17 protein-coding genes are annotated in these 17,226 nt (G+C 65.0%); 13 read left to right on the top strand and 4 right to left on the bottom strand.

The window, feature by feature from the left end:
* Nucleotides 1-112: 112 nt before the first annotated feature.
* Complete coding sequence (locus tag NJH59_RS14740; protein ID WP_100632652.1) at nucleotides 113-967, bottom strand: hypothetical protein; 855 nt, start codon at nucleotides 965-967, stop codon at nucleotides 113-115.
* Between the two features lie 218 nt (nucleotides 968-1,185).
* Here NJH59_RS14740 and NJH59_RS14735 point away from each other — a divergent pair, with 218 nt between their 5' ends.
* Complete coding sequence (locus NJH59_RS14735) at nucleotides 1,186-2,061, top strand: helix-turn-helix transcriptional regulator (RefSeq protein WP_253086928.1); 876 nt, start codon at nucleotides 1,186-1,188, stop codon at nucleotides 2,059-2,061.
* Nucleotides 2,062-2,106: 45 nt separating this feature from the next.
* On the opposite strand, the gene NJH59_RS14730 is transcribed toward NJH59_RS14735, so the two are convergent.
* Complete coding sequence (locus NJH59_RS14730; RefSeq protein ID WP_043864019.1) at nucleotides 2,107-2,325, bottom strand: hypothetical protein; 219 nt, start codon at nucleotides 2,323-2,325, stop codon at nucleotides 2,107-2,109.
* Nucleotides 2,326-2,406: 81 nt separating this feature from the next.
* Complete coding sequence (locus NJH59_RS14725; RefSeq protein WP_253086927.1) at nucleotides 2,407-3,192, bottom strand: PhzF family phenazine biosynthesis protein; 786 nt, start codon at nucleotides 3,190-3,192, stop codon at nucleotides 2,407-2,409.
* A gap of 220 nt (nucleotides 3,193-3,412) precedes the next feature.
* Here NJH59_RS14725 and NJH59_RS14720 point away from each other — a divergent pair, with 220 nt between their 5' ends.
* The 6 genes from NJH59_RS14720 to NJH59_RS14695 all read left to right on the top strand — a co-directional run bounded on the left by NJH59_RS14720 (nucleotide 3,413) and on the right by NJH59_RS14695 (nucleotide 11,184).
* Nucleotides 3,413-5,272, top strand: a complete 1,860-nt coding sequence (locus NJH59_RS14720; RefSeq protein WP_054914368.1) for an ABC transporter ATP-binding protein — start codon at nucleotides 3,413-3,415, stop codon at nucleotides 5,270-5,272.
* A 146-nt stretch (nucleotides 5,273-5,418) separates the two neighbouring features.
* Nucleotides 5,419-6,249 (top strand): alpha/beta hydrolase, encoded by an 831-nt coding sequence (locus NJH59_RS14715; RefSeq protein ID WP_253086926.1) that lies wholly within the window; start codon nucleotides 5,419-5,421, stop codon nucleotides 6,247-6,249.
* A 92-nt stretch (nucleotides 6,250-6,341) separates the two neighbouring features.
* Nucleotides 6,342-6,872 (top strand): cupin, encoded by a 531-nt coding sequence (locus NJH59_RS14710; RefSeq protein WP_078481125.1) that lies wholly within the window; start codon nucleotides 6,342-6,344, stop codon nucleotides 6,870-6,872.
* A 147-nt stretch (nucleotides 6,873-7,019) separates the two neighbouring features.
* Nucleotides 7,020-7,517, top strand: coding sequence for an RNA polymerase sigma factor (locus tag NJH59_RS14705; RefSeq protein WP_043864025.1), 498 nt, complete (start codon nucleotides 7,020-7,022; stop codon nucleotides 7,515-7,517).
* A gap of 55 nt (nucleotides 7,518-7,572) precedes the next feature.
* Nucleotides 7,573-8,553, top strand: a complete 981-nt coding sequence (locus NJH59_RS14700) for a FecR domain-containing protein (RefSeq protein WP_054914364.1) — start codon at nucleotides 7,573-7,575, stop codon at nucleotides 8,551-8,553.
* Between the two features lie 126 nt (nucleotides 8,554-8,679).
* Complete coding sequence (locus tag NJH59_RS14695; protein ID WP_253086925.1) at nucleotides 8,680-11,184, top strand: TonB-dependent receptor; 2,505 nt, start codon at nucleotides 8,680-8,682, stop codon at nucleotides 11,182-11,184.
* Between the two features lie 18 nt (nucleotides 11,185-11,202).
* Here NJH59_RS14695 and NJH59_RS14690 read toward each other — a convergent pair whose 3' ends face one another.
* Entirely contained in the window at nucleotides 11,203-11,928 is a 726-nt protein-coding gene (locus NJH59_RS14690; RefSeq protein ID WP_043864027.1) for an SDR family oxidoreductase, read from the bottom strand.
* Between the two features lie 101 nt (nucleotides 11,929-12,029).
* Here NJH59_RS14690 and NJH59_RS14685 point away from each other — a divergent pair, with 101 nt between their 5' ends.
* From NJH59_RS14685 to NJH59_RS14660, 6 genes are all read left to right on the top strand, one after another.
* The gene (locus tag NJH59_RS14685) at nucleotides 12,030-12,848 is read left to right on the top strand and encodes a LysR family transcriptional regulator (RefSeq protein WP_253086924.1); all 819 of its coding nucleotides are present in this window, start codon (nucleotides 12,030-12,032) and stop codon (nucleotides 12,846-12,848) included.
* A 119-nt stretch (nucleotides 12,849-12,967) separates the two neighbouring features.
* Nucleotides 12,968-13,645 carry a thermostable hemolysin gene (locus NJH59_RS14680; protein WP_253086923.1) on the top strand — a complete coding sequence of 226 codons (678 nt, stop codon included), beginning with the start codon at nucleotides 12,968-12,970 and terminating at the stop codon, nucleotides 13,643-13,645.
* A complete protein-coding gene (locus NJH59_RS14675; RefSeq protein WP_054914360.1) occupies nucleotides 13,635-15,116 on the top strand; it encodes an AMP-binding protein in 1,482 nt (493 codons plus the stop codon). Before NJH59_RS14680 ends, NJH59_RS14675 begins: the two co-directional genes overlap by 11 nt.
* Nucleotides 15,113-15,784 carry an iron-containing redox enzyme family protein gene (locus NJH59_RS14670; RefSeq protein WP_210014125.1) on the top strand — a complete coding sequence of 224 codons (672 nt, stop codon included), beginning with the start codon at nucleotides 15,113-15,115 and terminating at the stop codon, nucleotides 15,782-15,784. Before NJH59_RS14675 ends, NJH59_RS14670 begins: the two co-directional genes overlap by 4 nt.
* Nucleotides 15,771-16,580, top strand: coding sequence for an SDR family oxidoreductase (locus NJH59_RS14665; RefSeq protein ID WP_058540321.1), 810 nt, complete (start codon nucleotides 15,771-15,773; stop codon nucleotides 16,578-16,580). Before NJH59_RS14670 ends, NJH59_RS14665 begins: the two co-directional genes overlap by 14 nt.
* The gene (locus NJH59_RS14660; RefSeq protein ID WP_116053715.1) at nucleotides 16,577-17,221 is read left to right on the top strand and encodes a tetratricopeptide repeat protein; all 645 of its coding nucleotides are present in this window, start codon (nucleotides 16,577-16,579) and stop codon (nucleotides 17,219-17,221) included. The genes NJH59_RS14665 and NJH59_RS14660 overlap by 4 nt, the downstream gene beginning before the upstream one ends.
* Nucleotides 17,222-17,226: the final 5 nt, after the last annotated feature.

The raw sequence follows: 17,226 nt of genomic DNA, 5'->3' as shown, positions 1-17,226 counted from the left end.
CCTGCCCAGGATCGCCGCCGGTCCGCCCGTGCAAGGCTTCACAAAGCGTACTGCCAGCCTGCGCGATTGTCTAAATATTTAGATTGTGGGCTCGCAAAAAAAAACGCCGCGCTCAGAAATGCCACTCCAGGTTGATCGACAAGGCGTCCACGTCGATCCCGTCGCCACGGCGGTTGCCGAACTTGTTGCGCCAGTACTCGTATCCGGGCCCGACCCATAGCGTGTTTCTTGCGCCGCCCAGCACAGCCCCTGCATCCAGCATCAGCGAGGTGCGCATCAGCTGTTCATCCGCCGTCGGGTTGCGCCGGTAGTCATCGCCCTTCTCGCCGCTGTAGCTGTAGAAGCCCTGGAATTTCATCGGCAGGCTGCCCAGCGCGAACGGTATGCCCCAGGTCAGGTTCAGCTGGTAGAACGGGTCGAAGGCCATGCGCGAATGGTTGCCCGGCTGCCGGCAGCTGTCGAGCCCGCAGTGGTTCCATTCCCTGGCGTAGAACAGGCTGAGGTCGAGAAACCCTGCCGGCAGCGCGAACTTGAGGGTCGGGCCTATCAAAATCATGCGCTTTCGCGACTGGAACGCGTTGTTCTTGGTGTTCCAGTCCATGCCCAGGGTCAGCGCGACGTCCTTCACCGGCCCGAAGGCCAGCGGCCGATCGAACACCCGTGCATGCTGCAACTGATTGCGGTAGGTCAGGTAGACCTCGGTGGCGCCGCTGCTGCTGTCCTTGCGCGGGTCATCGCGGTCGGACTTGAACACATCCACGTTGGCGAACTGCTGGCCCAGGGCGTAGCTGCTCACATGGGCAAGCTGGACAATGTGCTTGGCTATGTCCTGGCGCTTGCCCGGGTCCGAGAAATGGCTGCTGTAGCGATAGCCGATAAAGGTATCGCTGAAGGCTGGCGGCGGGCCAGCCATCACCATCGGGGTCATGAAAAGCGCGAACGCGGGCGCGCCGATGCGAGTCTTCATCAGGGAAGCTCCTATCAGGTGGGGGGTGGGGTTTTGGAGTCAGGTGGCAGCGCAGGCGATGCCGCAGCAGGTGCAGAGTGGTGTGGACATGTGTCGGCCTTTTTTATATTTTTTGGACAAGCAACAGTTCATGTCTAAATATTGATACACTCGCGCCATGGCCTCGTCAAGCCGATCTGGTAGAACATGCCACCACGAAAAACGACAAGGATCCCCCAGTGAACCAGATTGATTACCAGGCAATCGGCGAGCGCCTCCGGGCCTTTCGCATCGGCCGCCAGCTCAACGCCGACCAGGTGGCCGACAAGCTCGGCATCTCGCGGGCTGCGGTGTACCGCCTGGAACTGGGCAAGATCGTCAAACTCGACACACTGGAGCGCCTGGCCGACCTGCTGAAGGTGTCGCTGACCAGCCTGCTGGGTTCCGATACGGAGTACTTTGACAACGCCCTCGGCTACTTCGAGCGCATGCGCCAGCTGGAGGCCCGTTCCAGCAGCGTCATCTCCTACTTCGACCCCTTTTCCTACCTGCTGACCACGCCCGAATACTCGGCGCTGTTTCAGACCATGCTCCACGAGGCTCGACCGCAGGGCTTCAGCCCGGCACAGGAAGCGATGGAGAGCCAGATTCTGAGCATTCTGGACGAGCGCAAATCCACCTTCTTTCGCGAAAAATTCCAGGTCAGGTCGATTGTCAGCCTGCGTCAGATCGAGCGTTACCTGCACATCGGCCTGGTCGGTCGCCTGGACCTGCCCCCCAGCGTGCGAATGGAGCGCGCCCTGCTGGCACGCAAGGAAATCGAGAACCTGATCTCCATCGTCGAGACCAACAGCGATCACCCGGGTATCTACCTGATCGACGAGGCACTGCCCAGCGCCACCTTCCAGATCTTCGAGCAGAAGACCACCAGCTACGTGGCGGTGAGCCCTTACCGCCTAGGGGAGCTGCCCAACCTGCATGTGGGCATTGCCAGCGTCACCTCCTCTGCCCAGGCCGTGGACATGTACAAGAACATGTCCAGCGACCTGCTCAGCCGCGCCTGTTCCGGGCGCGAAGCCACGATAAAACTGCAGCACCTGCTCGCCAAGCTGTGACTGGCGCTGGCACGCCAAGGCACGCAGGGCCCGGCAGGGCCGCTTTCAGCCCTTCCTTTGCGCCTCGGCCAGGCGCCGCTGGATTTCGCGGGTCTTTTCTTCCTGCTCCTTGATGGACGTCGGCGTGATCACCTTGTCCACTGCCTCGGTATCCGGGTCCGGTTGTTCCAGCACCGGGTCGGGGGATGGCGTGCCCTTCTGCGCCTGGTCCGACGAGAGTGGCCGCGGGACCTTGTCGCCCTGCTTGGTATCGGTGGGTTTCATCGGGTTCTCCTTCGAGTGCGGGGTGTTACTAAGCAGAACCCGTGAGGTAGGAAAAGTTTGAAGTGATTTGGCCGGCCGGCCTCAGATGAAGATGGTGCCGCGCAGGTAGAGCGCCGCGTGACCGCTGATGATGACCCGGTCGTTGTCCAGGACTTCGCAGTGCAGTTGGCCCTTGCGCGCCCCGCCCTGCTCGGCACTCAGGCTGCGCTTGCCCAGGCGTTGGGCCCAGTAGGTCGCCAGCGAAGTGTGGGCCGAGCCGGTGACAGGGTCTTCGTTGACCCCCACTCGCGGCCCGAACCAGCGCGAGACGAAGTCCATGTGACGACCCGGCGCGGTCACGGCAACCCCGCGCACCTCGAATGCGGCCAGGGCGGCAAAGTCGGGGTCGAGCCCGGAGACGATGCTTTCATCCTCGACCACCACCAGGTAATCGTCCGTGCGATACAGCGCCTCGGCCTCTTGCAGCCCCAGCGCCTGCAGCAGGCCAGGCGGCAGGGCTACGGCTTCAGGCTGCTTGGCCGGAAAGTCCATGGCCAGGCGACCGCCTTCGCGGCGCACTCGCAATTCACCGCTGCGGGTGGAAAACCGCAGCGTGTCGCGGCATTCACCAAGCTGTTCGAACAGCACCCAGGCGGCGGCCAACGTGGCGTGCCCGCACAGATCGACCTCCACTGCGGGGGTAAACCAGCGCAGCTCGAACACCTCACCGTTGCGTACCCAATAGGCCGTCTCGGACACATTGTTCTCGGCTGCGATCCGTTGCAGCGTTGCATCAGGCAGCCAGGCGTCCAGCGGGCACACAGCCGCCGGGTTGCCGCCGAACGTCTCGGAAGAAAAAGCGTCCACCTGGAAAATATCGAGTTGCATCGGGCACCCAAGTAATGATCGTCGGGCCTAGAAAATATCAACCAGGCGTTGAATTATCAATTTATTGTTGAAATCCTGAAGCGGGAACCCGCGTTGGGTCGATTGCGGCTTTCTCTCAACCAGCGCAGCAAACCACCACCGCCTCTTCACTCCCCACAAATCCCGCAAGCCCGCCGTTCGATGTCAGAATTGCCCCCATTCGATCGTTTTGGAGACCACCATGCTTCGTGCATTTGAACGAAGGCTCGACCCTTTCCCTCCTGACGAGGTGCCCCCGCCGCCCGTGGGCCTGGCACGCTTTCTGTGGGCGTGCACGCGGGGTGCGCGCGGCTACATCCTGGCGTTCGCACTGCTCAGCGCTGCGGTGTCCATCTATGAAGCCTGGCTGTTTTCGTTCCTGGGCCAGGTCGTGGACCTGCTCTCCACCTGGCAGGCCGGGGGCGATGCGGCAGCGCAGGAACGCCGCGTGCTGTGGGGCATCGGCATCGTGATGCTGTGCAGCGTCGGGCTGGTGGCCCTGCGCACCATGGTTCAGCACCAGATACTGGCAATCAACCTGCCCTTGCGCCTGCGCTGGGACTTCCACCGCCTGATGCTGCGCCAGAGCCTGTCGTTCTTTTCCGACGAATTCTCCGGGCGCGTCACCACCAAGGTCATGCAGACCGCACTGGCGGTGCGCGACCTGCTGTTCACCCTGATCGAGATCGCCCCCGGCATCGGGGTGTACTTCATCGCGATCATCGCGCTGGCCGGCGGCTTCGCGCTCAAGCTCATGCTGCCCTTCGTTGCCTGGGTGGTGCTGTTCGGCCTGGCCATGCTGTACTTCGTGCCGCGCCTGGGCAAGGTCGGGCAGGAGCAGGCCAACGCCCGCTCGATGATGACCGGGCGCATTTCCGACGCCTACACCAACATCACCACGGTGAAGCTGTTCTCCCACTCCAACCGCGAGGCGCACTTCGCCCGTGCGGCGATGGAAGACTTCAAGCAGACCGGCTTTCGCCAGATGCGCCTGGTCAGCCAGTTCGAGATCGTCAACCAGGCGCTGGTGGTGGCCCTGATCATGGCCGCCGGCGGCTATGCCCTGTGGCTGTGGCACCAGGGCGAGGTCGGCGCAGGTGCCGTGGCGGCGATCACCGCCATGGCGCTGCGCATCAATGGCATGTCGCACTGGATCATGTGGCAGATGACCTCGCTGTTCGAGAACATCGGCACCGTGCAGGACGGCATGGCCACCCTGACCCGCGGCCCCAAGGTCAAGGATGCCCCGGACGCCAAGGTGCTGCAGACCCGCGGCGGCGCGGTCACCTTCGACAAGGTGAGCTTCAACTACAACGGCGAGCGCCAGGTGCTCGACGGCCTGAGCCTGAGCATTCGCCCGGGTGAAAAGATCGGCCTGGTGGGGCGCTCCGGCGCGGGCAAGTCCACGCTCATCAACCTGCTGCTGCGCTTCTATGACGTCGACAGCGGCCAGATCCGCATCGACGGGCAGGACATCGCCCATGTGACTCAAGACAGCCTGCGCAGCGCCATCGGCATGGTCACCCAGGACACCTCGCTGCTGCACCGTTCCATTCGCGACAACATCGCCTATGGCCGGCCCGACGCCACCGACGAACAGGTCCGCAGCGCAGCCGCCAGTGCCCAGGCCGACGGTTTCATCAGCCAGTTGAGCGACCAGCAAGGCCATAGCGGCTACGACACCCTGGTGGGTGAGCGCGGCATCAAGCTGTCGGGGGGCCAGCGCCAGCGCGTCGCGATCGCCCGAGTGATGCTCAAGAACGCCCCGATCCTGCTGCTGGACGAAGCCACCAGCGCACTGGACTCCGAGGTCGAAGTGGCCATCCAGGAAAGCCTCGACGAGATGATGCAGGGCAAGACCGTGATCGCCATCGCCCACCGTCTGTCCACCATTGCGGCCATGGACCGGCTGGTGGTGATGGATGACGGGCGCATCATCGAGCAGGGTACCCACGCCGAGTTGCTTGCCAGAAATGGCACCTATGCGCAGCTGTGGCACCACCAGAGTGGCGGGTTCCTGGGTGAGGATCAGGGGGTAGCACAGGCCATGCACCAGGACTGAGCCGTACAAGCCTGCGATGGTCCGTGGTCAACGGCTATCGCAGCGTCGGCGCAGGCCGTTCATCCGCTGATCTGCACTTTGTTCACCTGGTCATGATCACAACACGATACTGACCACGCCCTCCACTTCACTCGGGAGCCACGAACATGGGGTATGTCACTACGCGGGACGGTGTCGAGATCTTCTACAAGGACTGGGGCCCACGCGATGCGCCGGTGATCGTCTTTCACCACGGATGGCCACTCAGTGCCGACGACTGGGATGCGCAGATGCTGTTCTTCCTTGATCACGGCTACCGGGTCGTCGCACACGACCGCCGCGGCCACGGGCGCTCCAGCCAGGTGTGGGACGGGCACGACATGGATCACTATGCGGACGACGTTGCGGCCGTGGTCGACCATCTTGGCGTGCAGGGTGCAGCCCACGTGGGGCACTCCACCGGCGGCGGCGAGGTGATCCGCTACATCGTTCGCCATGGCCAGGAGCGTGTGTCGAAGGCTGTCCTCATCAGTGCCGTGCCACCGCTGATGGTCCGGACCCCGAACAATCCGGACGGCTTGCCCAGGTCGGTATTCGATGACTTGCAGGCGCAGCTCAAGGCCAACCGCGCACAGTTCTACCATGACCTGCCGTCAGGCCCGTTCTATGGCTACAACCGCCCAGGCGCAAACGCCAGCGAGGGCACCATCCTGAACTGGTGGCGCCAGGGCATGATGGGCTGCGCCAAGGCACACCTTGACGGGATCGTGGCCTTCTCCCAGACCGACTTCACCGACGACCTCAAGCGCATCACGATTCCCGTCCTGGTGATGCACGGGGACGATGACCAGATCGTGCCCTATGCAAACTCAGGGCCGCGGTCAGCGAAGCTGTTGCAGAACGGCACCCTGAAAACCTATGCGGGCTTGCCGCATGGCATGCCGACCACCGACGCCGACACGATCAACGCCGATCTGCTCGCGTTCCTGCGAAGCTAGATGACCGGGGCAGGCATCCACCTGCCCCTTCCCTGTCACCACGCCGGGCTGGCAACCCGATGCCGCCCCGGCTTCATCGCCGAGGGTCGACCATGAACACTCGACACACACCTTCAACAGCCTCGCAGGTACTGAGGCTGCAACCCGACGACTGGGTGCCCAACAACACCCGGCTGCCGGTGCTGATCTACCCCCACGCGATTGCGCTGCATGGCAGTGATCCGGCGGCGCAAATCGAACGCACTTTCGAGGCCAATGGCTGGCCGGCGCAATGGCGCGATGGCATCTACGCCTACCACCACTACCACACCGAGGGCCACGAAGCGCTCGGCGTGGTGTGTGGCCAGGCAAGGCTGATGCTGGGCGGCCCGCGGGGCCGCGAAGTACAGGTGAGTGCAGGCGATGTGCTGTTGCTGCCCGCCGGCACGGGCCACTGCAAACTCGATTGCAGCCCGGGCTTTCTGGTGGTGGGGGCCTACCCGCCCGGGCAGCACGCAGACATCCGACGCGAAGCGCCAACCCAGGCCCAGCTTGCGTGTATCGCCAACCTGCCCTTTCCCGATCACGGCCCGGTGCAGGACCCGCAAGGGGCCTACCAGCAGCATTGGCTCAACCAGCGTTGAAGGGCAGCGTCTGGCTCCAGAGGGCACAGGCCCGATTGCTCCCGAACCGCTAGAGACGCTACCCCAGCGCCTCGGCCGCGTTGTTTTAAATGATATTAATTCCTGTTATCTTCCTGCGCTCCCTGACCCCCAGCTCGCAGGTGTTTCGTGTCAAGCGCAGACCTCAAGGCGTTGTACCTTGCCCACCGTGAAGAAATTCAGGACTACCTGAATCGTCAGGTGCGCTGCAAGGACACCGCCGCAGACCTGACTCAGGAAACCTTCATCCGCCTGTCCGAACAGCTGGGGCGCACGCCCATCGACAACTTTCGCGCATACCTGTTTCTGTGCGCGCGCAACCTGTTCATCGACTACCTGCGTCGCGAGCGCCACCGCAAGGGCGAGGTGGTCGAGCCCACCGAGCTGCAGGCGCTGGAGCAGAAGACCCCGAGCCTGGAACGCACGGTGATCGCCCAGGACCAGCTGGCCACGCTCAACCGCGTGATGCAGCGCATGCCCGAGCCTTGCCGCGAGGTGTTTCTGCTGGCGCGCGGCGAAGGCCTGACCTACGTGGAGATCGGTGAACGCCTGGGCATTTCGCCCAAGACCGCCTACAGCCGCATGGTGCGGGCACTGGAATTGCTCAAGCTGGGCATGTCCGAGTGAGAGTGGACTATCATGCGCCCCTGTACACCTCACCGCCCGCACAGTGACCCGACCCATGGCTGAACCGCCCTTCCCCACGCCGGCCCCGGCCTCGCCCGACGAGCCCCAGGCCGACCCCATCTCGCAGCAGGCCTGCGCCTGGTTCGCGCTGATCTTCGAAGGCTCGGCCAGCCAGGCCGAGCACGAGCAGTGGCTTGAGTGGATGCTGGCCGACCCGCGCCATGCCAAGGCCTACCTGGAACTCGAAGCGCTGTGGGCCCTGGCCGCCGAGCTGCCTGCCGTGCAGGCGCCGCCTGCCCCCAAGGCCCGCGGCGTCTCGCGGCGGCGCTTCATGCAGCTGGCCATGGCGGCGTGCACCGCCGCAGTCGCCACCGGCTCGGCCACGCTGTGGCTCAAGGGCGACGGCCTGTCGTTTGCCGACCTGCACACGCGCGTGGGTGAAACCCGCACCGAGCGCCTGCCCGATGGCAGCGTGATCGAACTGGCCGGCAACACCGCCCTGGACCTCGACTTTTCCGGCACCACGCGGCGCCTGCGCATGCTGCGTGGTCAGGCCTATTTCAAGGTGGCCGCCGATACCCGCCCGCTGCGCATCGACACCGAGGCCGGCACCGTGGTCAGCCACCAGGGTGCGTTCTGCCTGTCCTGCGACGCCGGCAGCGCCGACCTGGCCGTCAGTGAGCACAATGCCGGGGTGCAAATCCCCGGCCAGCAGGCACAGTTGGGCCAGGGCGAGGCCGTGACCTTCGGCGCCGCCGGGCTCGGCCCGGTGCAGCGCGCCGAACTCGACCAGGTGCTGGCCTGGCGCAACGGCAGCCTGGTGTTCTTCGACACGCCCCTGGCCAAGGTGGTCAATCACCTGCAGCGCTGGCGCGAGGGCCGCATCTTCATCGCCGACGAGCGCCTGGCGGCACGCCCGGTGAGCCTGATCCTCAATCGCCAGCACCCCGAGCAGATGCTCGATGTGCTGGCACGCACCCTGCCGATTCGCCTGAGCCGCTACACCGACCTGGTGACCATCATCCGCCCTGCCTGACCCGCCGATGGCTGATTGAAAATTATTTGCAGTACCCATCAGACATTTGCACTCCTCGTGCGTCATCACCAGCAGATGAAACCCATTCGCAAACAGGCGAAGTCGTTCTGCCGAGGAGTCAAGGAAATGGCAACACCCCAGACGTTGTTCCCCCAGGGTTCGTGCTGGCGCATGTCGGCGCTGGGCGCCGCGATCAGTTGCGCGCTGCTGGCCCAACCGGCCCAGGCCCAGCTGCCCGCGCCCGGTACAGGGGCGGTCAGCGTGCACACGGCATTCGATATCCCCGCCCAGCAACTGCGCCAGGCATTGCTGGTGTTCAGCCAGCAGACCGGGCAGAACGTGATGCTCGACGGCAACCTGGACGCCGGCCTGCGCAGCGCACCGGTCAAGGGCAGCTACTCCGCCGATCAGGCCTTGGCCCAACTGCTGGCCGGCAGCGGCTTCACCTTCGGGCGCAGTGACGCCTCGACCCTGTACCTGGTACCGCTGCCAGACAGCGCCGGCAACAACATCGAACTGGGCGCCACCACCATCAACAGCGCCTGGAGCCTGGGCAGCACCACCGAGGGCAGCGGCTCCTACACCACCGGGCAGACCAGCACCGCCACGCGCCTGGACATGTCGCTGCGCAAGACCCCGCAGTCGATCAGCGTGATCACCCGCCAGCAGATGGACGACCAGGGCCTGAACAACCTGTCAGAGGTGATGCAGCAAACCCCGGGCATCACCGTCAACCGCGAGAACTCCGAAGGCTTCACCTTCTACTCGCGCGGCTTCGAGATCCAGAACTTCCAGTACGACGGCGTGCCCAGCCTGAGCACCGACGCCGGCAACCTGCGCGACAACTACAGCATCACCAACTCGGTGATCTACGACCGCGTCGAGGTGCTCAAGGGCGCCACCGGGCTGGTCAACGGCATCGGCTACCCGTCGGGGGTGATCAACCTGGTGCGCAAGCGGCCCACTGCCCAGTTTCAGGGCCATGTGTCCGCCGGCGCAGGCTCGTGGGATCACTACCGCACCGAGCTGGACGTGTCCGGACCGCTGCTCGACAGCGGCGCCCTGCGCGGGCGTTTCGTCGCGGCCCGTGAACAGCAGCACACCTTCATCGACTACCAGAAGCAGCAGCAGGACATCTTCTACGGCGTGCTCGACGGCGACCTGTCTGACGCCACCGTGCTGAGCGTGGGCTACGAGTACCAGCAGAACGACAACGACGCGTCCTCCACCACCCACCTGCCGGCCTTCTACAAGAACGGCACGCCGGTGCGCTTCTCGCGCTCCACCAACCCGGCGGACAAGTGGGCCTACCGCAACCATCGCACCCAGCGCGCATTCGCCAGCATCGATCACCAGTTCGACAACGAGTGGTCGCTCAAGGCCACCGCCAGCTACCGCAACTATGCCTCGCGCGAGATCATCGCAGGCCTGGCCACCGCCCATGTCGACCCGAACGACAACAGCGTCGCCCACGGCTACTACCCGGGCGGTGCGGCCAAGTTCAACACCGATACCGACGAGAAGTCCTTCGATATCTACGCCAAGGGCCCGTTCTCGCTGCTGGGCAGAAGCCACGACCTGGTGGTGGGCTACACCTATGCCCACACCACCGCGCAATCGGACCGTACCGACGGCAGCACCGACGCCGTGGCACCCGATGCCTTCGACTGGAACAACAACGCCGCCTACCCCACCGACTGGGCCTGGTGGTCGACCTTCGATATCAAGACCACGCAGAAGGTCGGCTATGCTGCGGTCGTGCTCAAGCCCACCGACGCATTCAACCTGGTGCTGGGGGCGCGGGTCACCGACTACGCGTGGAGCCTGGACAGCATCAACGCGCTGCCGCGCAGCAGCCGCACCGCCACCCGCGACACCGGTGAAGTGATCCCCTATGCCGGCATCACCTACGACCTCGACGACCAGCACACCGTGTACGCCAGCTACACCGACATCTTCAAGCCGCAGCCCTACAACCGGGGTGCCGACAACAAGCCGCTGGACCCGCTCACCGGGCAAAGCTACGAAGTGGGAATCAAGGGCGAGTATTTCGACCGTCGCCTGAATGCCAGCCTGGCGCTGTTCGAGCTCAAGCAGGACAACCTGGCGCAGTCGACCGGCACCACCGGGGAGTTCGGCAATGAAGTGATGCGCGCCGTGCAGGGCGCCACCACCCGCGGTGTGGAGCTGGAAATGTCCGGTGAGATCCTGCCCGACTGGAACATCAACGCCGGCTACGTCTATCAGGCCTCCTACGACGCCGATCACCGGCGCGTGGCGACCAACCAGCCCCAGCACCTGCTCAAGGTCGCCACCAGCTACCGCCTACCGGCCGAGCTGAACAAGCTCACCGTGGGCGGCAACTGGCAGTGGCAGAGCCGCACCTACTTCGTCGACGACACCTTCTACGACGACGTCAACGACGTGGCGCTGCCCAGCCACAAGTTCTTCCAGGACGCCTACGGCGTAGTCGGCCTGATGGCCGCGTATGACGTGAGCAAGCAACTGAAGGTGTCGGCCAACCTCAACAACCTGTTCGACAAGACGTACTACAGCGGCATCGGCAACTACTACTCGGTCTACTACGGCGACCCGCGCAACGTGATGTTCAACGTCAGGTACAGTTTCTGACGCGCAACGCGCACGCCATCAGGCCTGCTGGCGGGTCGCCGCCAGCACGATCTCGCGGATGCACACGCCCTGAGGCTGTTCGTAGGCGTAGCGGATCGCATTGGCCACATCGTCCGCCGACAGCACCACGCCGCCCATGCCGGCCTTCCAGTCCTGGTAGCCGGACTTGATCGCCTCATCGGTGGTGTGGCCGAGCAGCTCGGTTTCCACCGCACCCGGCGCGATGGTGATGACCCGCACGTTGTGCGCCGCCACTTCTTCGCGCAGGTTTTCCGAGATCGCGTGCACGGCAAACTTGGTGCCCACGTAGGCCACATGGTTGGGGAAGGTCTTGCGCCCGGCCACCGAGCCGACGTTGATCACCGTGCCGTGGTTGCGTTCGATCATGCCGCCCAGTACCGCATGGATGCCGTTGAGCAGGCCCTTGACGTTCACATCCAGCATGCGCTCCCACTGCTCGGGGGCCTGGGTGGCGGTATCACCCAGCAGCATCACACCCGCATTGTTGACGATCGCATCGGCCGGGCCGTACTGCGCCTCGGCCTCCTTCACCGCAGCCAGCAGCGCCTCGCGGTCGGTGACGTCGACACCCTTGCACAGGGTGGCGGGCAAGCCCAGTGCGAGCAGGCGCTCCACGCGCCGGGCCAGCAGCAGCAGGGGGTGGCCCTGGGCAGAGAACAGGCGCGCGACGGCCTCGCCGATGCCCGAGCTGGCGCCGGTCACGATGATCAGGGGTTTGTTCATGAAAGTGCTTCCGTCATTGGTTTATCAGATGACGCAAAGCGTATAGTGCCGGCCACAGCAGATAAAATGCTTAATTCCTCTTGCAGACATCGGCCTTACCTATGGATATCCGGCACCTCAAAGCCTTTGTGGCGGTGTTCGAAGAACGCAACATCACCAGCGCCGCCCAGCGCCTGTGCATCAGCCAGCCGACCTTGTCGGTGACCATCCGCCAGCTCGAAGAAGCCCTGGGCGCCACCCTGTTCAACCGCCAGTCGCGAGGGGTGGAGGTGAGCGAGGCGGCGCGTTCGCTGTACCCGCAGGCCTGCGCGCTGGTCAGCGAGGCCGAGGCCCTGCGCCAGCGCTTTCGCACCAGCGATGCGCGCCAGCACCTGAGCCTGGGCATCGAGCCGGACCTGAGCCCCGCGCAGGTCGCTGCGTTTCTGCGCTTTGCCCACCAGGTGGTGGCGCACCTGTACATCACGCTGCACGAGGGCTGTGCCGGCGATGCGCGCCTGGCGGTAGAAGAACAGTGCTGCGAAGACGAGCTGTTCCTGCCGGTGTGGGACGACCCGTTCGTGCTGGTGAGCGCAGCCGGCAGGCAACCGGGCACGGTCACCAGCCTGTACCCCTGGGTCATCTGCCCCGAACACCCCTCCCACCAGCGCCTGATGGCGCTGTATGGCAACTCCACCGCGTCGGCGGTGGCCAGCAGCGGCTCGCTGCATCAGTCTCTGCTGCTGGTGGCGGCCGGGGTCGGCGTGGCGGCGCTGCCGCACTCGCTGGTGAGCGCGGCACAAGGGGTGCAGGTGCATGCGCTCAACAGCCCGCTACCCAGTCGCCGGGTGGGCCTGTGCTACAGCGGCACTGCGCTGGAGCACCCGGTGCTGCGCCTGCTGCACGCCGCGCTGCGCGACGCCCCGGCCGGTACCTGGCAATGATGCGACAGGCATCGAAAGCCGCGGTCTGAATAGACCGCTGGCTGTTTTCGCGATCTTCAGACTCCGTTAAGAATTGCCTCGGATACTCCTCCCGACACACATCCTGGGAGGCGTGATCGATGCCCGATTCTGACTGGAACATCCCCCTGCCCCTGCACTTCGCAGCCGCAGGCGGTTCGGTGATGAGCCTTGCCAGGGCCTTGCCCGGCGATAGCCTGCGCCCGGCCTACGAGGCCTTCATCCAGCAGCGCTTTCGCAAGGCCCATGGTGCGCATATCGCACACTTCATGCCGCAGCTGTTCGGCATCAGCGATGCCTCTGGCGCGCTGTGCGCCGTGGCCGGTGTGCGGCTGGCCAGCAGTGAGGCGCTGTTTCTGGAGCGCTACCTGGACGAGCCGATCGCCCCCCTGATCAGCGCCACCGAGAACAACCCTGTCGATCGCAGCGCCATCGTCGAGGTCGGCAACCTGGCGGCCGCCGATACCGGCAGCGCGCGCCTGAGCATCATTGCCGTTACCTACCTGCTGGCCATGGGCGGTCTGGAGTGGGTAGCGTTCACCGGCAGCATCGGCCTGGTAAACAGCTTCCACCGCCTTGGGCTCAAGCCAGTGAGGCTGTGCACGGCCGACCCCCTGCGCCTGGGCGAAGAACGCCATAACTGGGGCAGCTACTACCAGAGCCAGCCCCAGGTGCATGTTGGCAACATCCGTGCAGGCTTCATCCATTTGCGCAACATGGGCGTGTTCACACGCCTGGGCCTGCCTACCTCCGTCGGGGAGGCCTGTCATGTCGCCTGAACTGCAGCATTTCGAACAGGTGCTGCGCAGGCACGCCGAACACACGCCCAACGCCATTGCGTTGTGGGGCGACCAGTTGAAGCTGGACTACGCCACGCTGCAGGCCGAGGTGCAGTACCGCCAGCAACGCCTGCGCGATGAGTCGGCCAGGGTCGTGGCACTGGCCCTGGATAACGGTGTGGAAGCCATGCTGTGGGATCTGGCATTGCTGTTTGCAGGCGTGACCTGCGTGCTGCTGCCGCCCTTTTTCAGCCCCGCACAGCGCAGCCATTGCCTGGCGCAGAGCCAGGCCAGCCTGGTGATTGCCGAGCCGGCCCTGGCCCCCGAACTGCTGGCGTGCGGCTATGTCGAAGACGGCGCGTTCTGGCGCAGGCAATGGTCGGGGCCCGACCTGATGCCCGAGGGCACCGCCAAGCTGACCTTCACCTCCGGCACCACCGGAACCCCCAAGGGCGTATGCCTGGGCGCCGAGAGCATGCTGCGCGTTGCCCGGGCGCTGGAGCAGGCCAGCCGAATCACCGCGCCACAGCACCACCTGACCCTGCTGCCGCTGGCGATCCTGCTGGAGAACCTGGGTGGCTACGCCGCGCTGATGGCCGGGGCCACGGTGAGTGTCCCCAGCCTGGCGGCTCTGGGCATCCAGGGCGCAAGTGGCGTCGATGCTGCGCGCCTGCTCGGCACCCTCGCCGACCGTGCGCCCCACAGCCTGATCCTGGTGCCGCAACTGCTGCTGGTGCTGGTCAGCGCCGCTGAACAGCGTGCCTTCGACCCGCGCACGTTGCGCTTTGCCGCGGTGGGCGGGGCCAGGGTCGCCACCGAACTGCTGATCCGCGCGCAGCGCATCGGCCTGCCGGTGTATGAAGGCTACGGCCTGTCGGAATGCGCCTCGGTGGTGTGCCTGAACCGGCCACAGGCCCATCGCCCCGGCAGCGTGGGTCAGCCACTGCCCCACCTGCAGGTCAGGCTGGCCGAAGACGGCGAGGTGCTGATCAAGGGCTCGGCCCTGCTCGGCTACCTGGGCCAACCGCCGCACACCGACGCCTGGTGGCCCAGCGGTGACCTGGGCGAGCTGGACGCCGAAGGGTTCCTGTACATCAAGGGGCGCAAGAAACACCAGTTCGTCACCAGCTTCGGCCGCAACATCAACCCCGAATGGGTCGAAGCCGAACTGACCCAGCGAGGGGTGTTCGCCCAGGCCTTCGTCTATGGCGAAGCCATGGCTTACAACCACGCATTGCTGTGGCCACATCAACCGGGCTGCACCGACACCGAACTGGCAGCGGCCGTGGCCCAGGCCAATCAGGCCCTGCCCGATTACGCCCAGGTGCATCGCTGGACGCGCCTGGAACAACCGTTCACGACCGCCAATGGCCTGCTCACGGCCAATGGCCGCCCGCGCCGCGATGCCATCGTCGAGCGCTACCGCTCCCAACTCACCGACCCCCTTGCCTGCGAGGCTACCCGACCATGAGCTTTTTCGACACGCTGCAAGAAGCAACCCATCAGCAACGCCATGCGCTGTTCAGCCTGCCGGTGATTCGCGATGCCCTCGAAGGCAAGGTCAGCCTCGATAGCTACCAGGCCTTCCTGGCCCAGGCCTACTACCATGTGCGTCACACCGTACCCTTGATGATGGCATGCGGCGCCCGCCTGCCCTCGCGGCTGGAGTGGCTGCGCAAAGCCGTGTGCGAGTACATCGAAGAGGAGTATGGCCACGAGCAATGGATACTCAACGACATTGCTGCCTGCGGCGGTGACAGCGATGCCGTGCGCGAAGGTCGGCCTTCACTGCCGATCGAGCTGATGGTCGCCTACCTCTACGACCTGATCGCGCGGGGCAACCCGGTAGGGCTGTTCGGCATGGTCAATGTGCTGGAAGGTACCAGTATCGCCCTGGCCACCCATGCCGCGCACAGCATCCGCGCGCGCCTGGCGCTGCCGGAGGCCGCCTTCAGCTACCTCAGTTCCCATGGCTCGCTGGACCTCGAGCACATGCAGACCTATCGCCGTTTGATGAACACCCTGCAGGCCCCTGATGACCAGGCCGCGGTGATCGATGCGTCGCGCGTGGTCTACCGCCTGTATGCCGACATGTTTCGCGGCCTGCCGCACGATGGAGCACAGCATGCGCCTGTCTGACGCCCGCGTGGTCCTGACCGGTGCCAGTGGCGGGATCGGCCTGGCCATAGCCGCCGCCCTTTGCGCCAACGGCGCCCGCGTGCTGGCGGTGGCCCGGCATGCCGAACCCCTGCAATCGCTGCTGCAAGAGTACCCCGCGCAACTGACCTGGATGGGCGCCGACCTGACCTTTCTCGTGGACAGGCGCAAGGTGCTCAACGCGGCCCAGGCCCTGGGCGGCGCGAACCTGCTGATCAATGCCGCGGGCGTGAACCATTTCGCCATGTTCGAGCAACTGGACGACAGTGACATCAATGCCATGCTGGCAGTGAACATCAGTGCCCCCATGTGCCTCACAAGGCTGTTGTTGCCGCTGCTCAAACAGGCCGACAGCGCCATGGTGGTCAATGTCGGGTCTACCTACGGCTCGATCGGCTACCCCGGCTACGCGGCCTACTGCGCGAGCAAGTTCGCCCTGCGCGGGTTTTCCGAAGCGCTGCGCCGGGAACTGGCCGACACCCGGGTCAACGTCCTGTACGTCGCCCCGCGGGCCACCCGCACCCCCATGAACAGCCCGGCGGCGCAGGCCCTGAACGTTGCCCTCAAGGCCAATGTCGATGATCCGAAAACCGTGGCCAGCGCCGTGATTCACGCCATTGCCGGTGATCGGCGCGACCTTTACCTGGGTTGGCAGGAGCGTTTTTTCGTGCGCCTGAACAACCTGCTGCCGCACCTGGTGGACCGCGGTCTGCGCAAGCAGTTGCCACTGATCCGCCGCCTCAGCCACAAGACCGACCGCGAGCCGCCCAAACCATGAAAAAGATCGCCACCTGCCTGCTGGTCTGGGGCCTGAGCCAAGGCGCCTGGGCCCTGGACAATGCCGACCAGCAACGCCTGAACATGCTTCAGCACAGCTGGGCACACATCCAATACCAATTGCCGCCAGACCAACGCGCGACAGCCTTCGAGCAATTGTCCAGCCAGGCCTCGGCATTTACCCGGGAACGTCCGACCACGGCTGAAGCCTGGATCTGGGCGGGCATCGTCACCAGCAGTTGGGCCGGTGCGCAGGGCGGGCTGGGCGCGCTGGGCAAGGCCAAGACGGCCAAGGCCGACCTTGAAAAGGCGCTGACGCTGGACCCCAGGGCGCTGCAGGGCTCCGCCTACACCAGCCTTGCAGCCCTGTATGATCGCGTACCAGGCTGGCCAATCGGCTTTGGTGACGCCGACAAGGCCGAACAGCTGCTCAAGCAGGCCTTGCTGATCAATCCCGATGGCATCGACAGCCTGTACTTCTGGGGCGATCACCTCTACCGTCAAAAGCGTTACCCCGAGGCCAGGGCAGCCTTGCTCAAGGCACTGCAAGCCACCCCGAGGCCAGGGCGTGAAATCGCCGATAGCGGACGTCGCCATGAAATCAACGCGCTGCTGGCGGACATCGACAAGAAACTCGACTGACAGGA

It is taken from the genome of Pseudomonas sp. VE 267-6A (assembly GCF_024126555.1).
GTDB classification, from domain to species: Bacteria; Pseudomonadota; Gammaproteobacteria; order Pseudomonadales; family Pseudomonadaceae; genus Aquipseudomonas; species Aquipseudomonas palmensis.
Note: the sequence above shows the minus strand (reverse complement) of the source record. Positions and strands in the feature narration are given on the sequence as shown.

What these genes read in the sequence shown, in the direction of transcription:
- NJH59_RS14685 (WP_253086924.1), top strand. Translation starts at nt 12,030, where the DNA reads ATGGATATCCGGCACCTCAAAGCCTTTGTGGCGGTGTTCGAAGAACGC.
- NJH59_RS14725 (WP_253086927.1), bottom strand. Translation starts at nt 3,192, where the DNA reads ATGCAACTCGATATTTTCCAGGTGGACGCTTTTTCTTCCGAGACGTTC.
- NJH59_RS14710 (WP_078481125.1), top strand. Translation starts at nt 6,342, where the DNA reads ATGAACACTCGACACACACCTTCAACAGCCTCGCAGGTACTGAGGCTG.
- NJH59_RS14670 (WP_210014125.1), top strand. Translation starts at nt 15,113, where the DNA reads ATGAGCTTTTTCGACACGCTGCAAGAAGCAACCCATCAGCAACGCCAT.
- NJH59_RS14720 (WP_054914368.1), top strand. Translation starts at nt 3,413, where the DNA reads ATGCTTCGTGCATTTGAACGAAGGCTCGACCCTTTCCCTCCTGACGAG.
- NJH59_RS14665 (WP_058540321.1), top strand. Translation starts at nt 15,771, where the DNA reads ATGCGCCTGTCTGACGCCCGCGTGGTCCTGACCGGTGCCAGTGGCGGG.
- NJH59_RS14680 (WP_253086923.1), top strand. Translation starts at nt 12,968, where the DNA reads ATGCCCGATTCTGACTGGAACATCCCCCTGCCCCTGCACTTCGCAGCC.
- NJH59_RS14660 (WP_116053715.1), top strand. Translation starts at nt 16,577, where the DNA reads ATGAAAAAGATCGCCACCTGCCTGCTGGTCTGGGGCCTGAGCCAAGGC.
- NJH59_RS14740 (WP_100632652.1), bottom strand. Translation starts at nt 967, where the DNA reads ATGAAGACTCGCATCGGCGCGCCCGCGTTCGCGCTTTTCATGACCCCG.
- NJH59_RS14675 (WP_054914360.1), top strand. Translation starts at nt 13,635, where the DNA reads ATGTCGCCTGAACTGCAGCATTTCGAACAGGTGCTGCGCAGGCACGCC.
- NJH59_RS14695 (WP_253086925.1), top strand. Translation starts at nt 8,680, where the DNA reads ATGGCAACACCCCAGACGTTGTTCCCCCAGGGTTCGTGCTGGCGCATG.
- NJH59_RS14730 (WP_043864019.1), bottom strand. Translation starts at nt 2,325, where the DNA reads ATGAAACCCACCGATACCAAGCAGGGCGACAAGGTCCCGCGGCCACTC.
- NJH59_RS14690 (WP_043864027.1), bottom strand. Translation starts at nt 11,928, where the DNA reads ATGAACAAACCCCTGATCATCGTGACCGGCGCCAGCTCGGGCATCGGC.
- NJH59_RS14715 (WP_253086926.1), top strand. Translation starts at nt 5,419, where the DNA reads ATGGGGTATGTCACTACGCGGGACGGTGTCGAGATCTTCTACAAGGAC.
- NJH59_RS14700 (WP_054914364.1), top strand. Translation starts at nt 7,573, where the DNA reads ATGGCTGAACCGCCCTTCCCCACGCCGGCCCCGGCCTCGCCCGACGAG.